5 protein-coding genes and 1 pseudogene are annotated in these 4,905 nt (G+C 70.5%); 3 read left to right on the forward strand and 3 right to left on the reverse strand.

Annotated elements, in window-relative coordinates; translation table 11 throughout:
* Positions 1-414, reverse strand: a pseudogene (locus tag AC07C1_RS08630) (hypothetical protein); the annotation flags it as partial.
* A gap of 102 nt (positions 415-516) precedes the next feature.
* Positions 517-726 carry a hypothetical protein gene (locus AC07C1_RS08635; RefSeq protein ID WP_478937806.1) on the reverse strand — a complete coding sequence of 70 codons (210 nt, stop codon included), beginning with the start codon at positions 724-726 and terminating at the stop codon, positions 517-519.
* Positions 727-855: 129 nt separating this feature from the next.
* Between AC07C1_RS08635 and AC07C1_RS08640 the strand changes: the two genes are divergently transcribed.
* On the forward strand, positions 856-1,830 hold the full coding sequence (locus AC07C1_RS08640) for a carbohydrate kinase family protein (RefSeq protein ID WP_478937807.1): 975 nt from the start codon (positions 856-858) through the stop codon (positions 1,828-1,830).
* Between the two features lie 25 nt (positions 1,831-1,855).
* On the opposite strand, the gene AC07C1_RS08645 is transcribed toward AC07C1_RS08640, so the two are convergent.
* A complete protein-coding gene (locus AC07C1_RS08645; RefSeq protein ID WP_478937809.1) occupies positions 1,856-3,232 on the reverse strand; it encodes an aminotransferase class V-fold PLP-dependent enzyme in 1,377 nt (458 codons plus the stop codon).
* A gap of 301 nt (positions 3,233-3,533) precedes the next feature.
* On the opposite strand from AC07C1_RS08645, the gene ctaC reads away from it, so the two are divergent.
* Complete coding sequence (ctaC, locus tag AC07C1_RS08650; protein WP_478937811.1) at positions 3,534-4,493, forward strand: aa3-type cytochrome oxidase subunit II; 960 nt, start codon at positions 3,534-3,536, stop codon at positions 4,491-4,493.
* On the forward strand, positions 4,490-4,905 hold a 416-nt coding region (locus tag AC07C1_RS08655; RefSeq protein ID WP_478937812.1), incomplete at its 3' end, for a cbb3-type cytochrome c oxidase subunit I. The genes ctaC and AC07C1_RS08655, both read left to right, overlap by 4 nt.

Raw genomic sequence — 4,905 nt, forward strand, 5'->3', positions numbered from 1 at the left:
CTCGGGCGCGGGGTCCTCGGCTTGTGGCTTCGGCGTGGGGGCGCCGGTCTGCGGCTCGCGCGCCGCATCGCCGGCCCACGGCTTCTGCGCCGGGTCGCCGGTCTGCTGCTCCCACGCCTCATCGCCAGGCTGCGGCTCCCGCACCACATCACCGACCCGCGGCTCCCGCGCAGCGTCGCGGACGTGCGCCTCCGGAGCCCCGTCGGCGCCCCGCGCCTCATCGGCGACCCGCGGCTCCCGCGTCCCGCCGCGGGCGTACGCCTCCCGCGTCCCGTCGGCGACCCGCGGCTCCCGTGCGGCGTCGCCGACCGGCTTGCGCGTTCCGTCGTCGGCACCCGGCTTCCGCGTCGCGTGTTCCCCGGAAGTCTTCGGGGCCTCCGGGTCGCCGGAGTTCTCAGGCCGCTCGGTGTTCACCGCATCGCTCCTCGCTGGATCGTGTCCCGCAATCCCCTGCGCGGGGGACGGCGATGGGACGCGGGAGGGGAGCGCGCGGTTCCCTGGGGTGCGCCCCGCGTGTCAGTCGCCGTAGTCAGACATCGCGTCCAGCAGCCGCGCGGACCGCGCCGGCACGGTGACCCCGTGGATGAGCGACGGCGGCACCGGCCGCGACTCGGCGTGCTCGGGAACCGCCCAGTGCGGAGCCATCCGGGCGCAGTCGCCGCGCAGGGCGGCGAGGTCGCCTTCGAGGTCGGCCGGGGCGGTGGAGTGGCCCTTGAGGTTCATCATGACCGCACCGTAGGCACGCTCCGGGCCGCGAAGAAAGATCTACTATCGGGTAGTTTTGTCAGCTTCAGCGCCGGCTCGTGAACCGGTAGCGTGAACTGTCAACCCAGCCTCCCGCAGGAGAATGCCGACGTGCGCATCGCAGTCACCGGCTCCATCGCCACCGATCACCTCATGACCTTCCCCGGCCGCTTCGCCGACCAGTTCGTCGCGGACCAGCTGCACACGGTCTCGCTCTCCTTCCTGGTCGACAACCTGGACGTGCGCCGGGGCGGCGTCGGCGCGAACATCGCCTTCGGTATGGGCCAGCTCGGCACGAAGCCGATCCTGGTCGGCGCCGCCGGCTTCGACTTCGACGAGTACCGGGCCTGGCTCGACCGGCACGGCGTGGACACCGACTCGGTCCGTATCTCCGAGACGCTGCACACCGCCCGCTTCGTGTGCACCACCGACGCCGACCACAACCAGATCGGCTCCTTCTACACCGGCGCGATGAGCGAGGCCCGCCAGATCGAGCTGAAGACCGTCGCCGACCGCGTGGACGGCCTCGACCTGGTCCTGATCGGCGCCGACGACCCGGAGGCCATGCTCCGCCACACGGAGGAGTGCCGCTCCCGGAACATCCCCTTCGCCGCCGACTTCTCCCAGCAGATCGCCCGCATGGAGGGCGAGGAGATCCGGATACTGCTGGACGGCGCGACGTACCTCTTCTCGAACGAGTACGAGAAGGGGCTCATCGAGTCCAAGACCGGCTGGACCGACGCGGAGATCCTGGCCAAGGTCGGCCACCGCGTCACCACGCTCGGCTCGCGGGGCGTGCGCATCGAGCGCGTCGGCGAGGACCCGATCGAGGTCGGCTGCGCGGAGGAGGAGCGCAAGGCCGACCCCACGGGCGTCGGCGACGCCTTCCGCGCGGGATTCCTGTCGGGCCTGGCATGGGGCGTCTCCCTCAAGCGGGCCGCGCAGGTCGGGTGCATGCTCGCCACGCTGGTCATCGAGACGGTGGGCACGCAGGAGTACCGGCTGCGCCGGGCGCACTTCATGGAGCGGTTCACCAAGGCGTACGGGGACGCGGCGGCCGAAGAAGTCCAGGCCCACCTGAGCTGAGCCGGCCCCGCCCGAAGGAAAGGCGCTAGCCGAGCCGGCGGACCAGGTACGCCGTACCCCGGTCCGCCGGCTCCTCGCCGACGTACTCCTGCCCGCGCATCTGACACCACGCGGGGATGTCCAGCCGGGCGGCCTCGTCGTCCGACAGAACCCGGACCGTGCCGCCCACGGGCACCTCCCCGATCACCTTGGCCAGCTCGATGACCGGTATCGGGCACCGCTTGCCGAGGGAGTCGACGACCAGCTCCCGCGCCCGTACCGCCGTCGCCGGCGCGGGCGCCCCCAGCTTCTCCCGCACGCCCGCCACGGCCCCCGGGAGCACCTCCAGGAACCGCTCCACGTCCGCCTCCGCCACCCCCACCGGCAGCGAAACGCGTACGTTGCCCTCGCTCAGCACACCCATCGCCTTCAGCACATGGCTGGGCGTCAGCGTGCTGCTCGTGCAGGAGGAGCCGGACGAGACGGAGAAGCCCACCCGGTCCAGCTCGTGCAGCAGCGCCTCTCCGTCGGCGTAGAGACAGGAGAAGGTGACGATCCCCGGCAGCCGCCGCTCGGCGTCGCCCACCACCTCCACGTCCGGCACCAGCCGCGGCACCCGCGTCCGGATCCGTTCCGTCAGCTCCCGCAGCCGTACCGCCTCCTGGGCCGCCTCGGCCCGCACCGCGCGCAGCGAGGCCACGGCCGCCACGATCGCCGGGATGTTCTCGAACCCGGGCGCCCGCCCGGACTCCCGCTCGTCCGCCGGGCCTTGGGCGGCGAACCGCACACCCTTGCGTACGACGAGCAGCCCGACCCCCGACGGCCCGCCCCACTTGTGCGCACTCGCCACCAGCAGTGACCAGTCCCCCTCGACCGGCCCCCACCCCAGCGACTGCGCCGCGTCCACCAGCAACGGCACCCCGGCCGCCCGGCAGAGTCCGGCCACCTCGGCCACCGGCTGCACGGTCCCCACCTCGTGGTTGGCGGACTGCAGACAGGCGAGTGCGGTGTCCGGCCGGACCGCGGCGGCGAAGGCCGGCGGATCGACGGCTCCGGTCCGGTTCACGGCCACCCTCGTGACCTCCCCGCCGTCCGCCTCGAACACCTCCGCCGAATGGAGTACCGAGGAATGTTCGACCGCTGACACGATCAGGTGGCGTCCGACCCGCCTCCGGCCGGCCAACGCCCCCGCGATGCCCGCGTGTACGGCCCGCGTCCCGGAGGACGTGAACACCACCTCGTCGGCCCGGCACCCGACGGCCTCGGCCGCCGCCTCCCGCGCGGCGTCCAGCAACATCCGCGCCTTGCGCCCCTCCCGGTACAGCCGGGCGGGATCGGCCCACCCGTCATCCAGCGAGGCCGACATCGCCTGACGGGCCACGGGGTGGAGGGGAGCGGAGGAAGCGGCATCGAAGTAGGACACAGGGCAACGGTAAGACTTTCGCGGGAGCAGCCGGACCAGGGGCACGGGGAACCGTCCGACCAGCCACAACGCACCCGAAGCCGCACCGCAAAACGCGACAACCCCGAGCTATCAGGCGCCTGATCCGACACCTTCGGAGTGACGGGCGGCGCGTATGCCCCCCTCCCCGCGAACCCTCGAAGAGCGTCGGCTAGGGTTTGGTCCGCATAAACATCCAAACCCCTGCCCGACGCAGGGCGGCGACCGACCAGCGAGAAGGCCGCAGCCGACCGCGCGGGCGAGACTCTCGGGAAGGCGCTACGTGAGTCCCAACGGCTCCGACCGCTCGCCGCGGCGCCCGATGCGGCGGAAGCTGCTGCAGGCACTGACCGCGGGCCTGGTCCTGGCGACCGCAACCGGTTGCACATACAAGGACTTCCCCCGCCTTGGCATGCCCACCCCGACCACGGAAGAGGCTCCGCGGATCCTCTCCCTGTGGCAGGGCTCCTGGGCTGCCGCGCTCGCCGTCGGCGTGCTGGTGTGGGGCCTGATCCTGTGGAGTGCTTTCTTCCACCGGCGCAGCCGCACCAAGGTCGAGGTACCTCCGCAGACTCGGTACAACATGCCGATCGAGGCCCTGTACACGGTGGTCCCGATCATCATCATCTCGGTGCTCTTCTACTTCACGGCCCGGGACGAGTCGAAGCTCCTCGACACCTCGAAGAAGCCCGACGTCACGATCAACGTGGTCGGTTTCCAGTGGAGCTGGGGCTTCAACTACATCGAGAACGTCCCCGGTGTCTCCGGCAACGCGAAGACCGACCCGAACCTGTCCGCTGTCCCGGACCGGCTCAAGAAGGACTTCCCGGCGAACGCCGGCGGCGTCTACGACGTCGGTACGCCCGGTACGCGGAATCCGCAGACGGGCAACCCCGGTCCGACGCTCTGGCTCCCGAAGGGCAAGACGGTCCGCTTCGTCCTGACCTCGCGTGACGTCATCCACTCCTTCTGGGTGGTGCCGTTCCTGATGAAGCAGGACGTCATCCCCGGCCACACCAACGCCTTCCAGGTGACCCCCAACAAGGAGGGCACCTTCCTCGGCAAGTGCGCGGAGCTCTGCGGAGTCGACCACTCCCGGATGCTGTTCAACGTGAAGGTCGTCTCCCCCGAGCGCTATGAGCAGCACCTCAAGGACCTCGTGAAGAAGGGGCAGACCGGTTACGTTCCGGCCGGCATCGCGCAGACGAGCCACGAGAAGAACCAGAGGACGAACAACCTGTGAGCATCCTCAACGAACCCCAGGGTGCCGCGGCAGCTGAGGACTCGTACGAGAACGAGCTGCCGGTCCGGCGCAAGCAGCCCGGCAATGTCGTGGTGAAGTGGCTGACGACCACCGATCACAAGACGATCGGCACGCTCTATCTGGTCACCTCGTTCGCGTTCTTCCTGATCGGCGGCGTGATGGCGCTGCTGATGCGCGCCGAGCTGGCCCGGCCTGGCCTGCAGGTCATGACGAACGAGCAGTTCAACCAGGCGTTCACGATGCACGGCACGATCATGCTGCTGATGTTCGCGACGCCGCTGTTCGCCGGCTTCACGAACTGGATCATGCCGCTGCAGATCGGCGCGCCGGACGTGGCGTTCCCGCGGCTGAACATGTTCGCCTACTGGCTGTACCTGTTCGGCTCGACCAT

This window comes from Streptomyces sp. NPDC045022 (assembly GCF_056432605.1).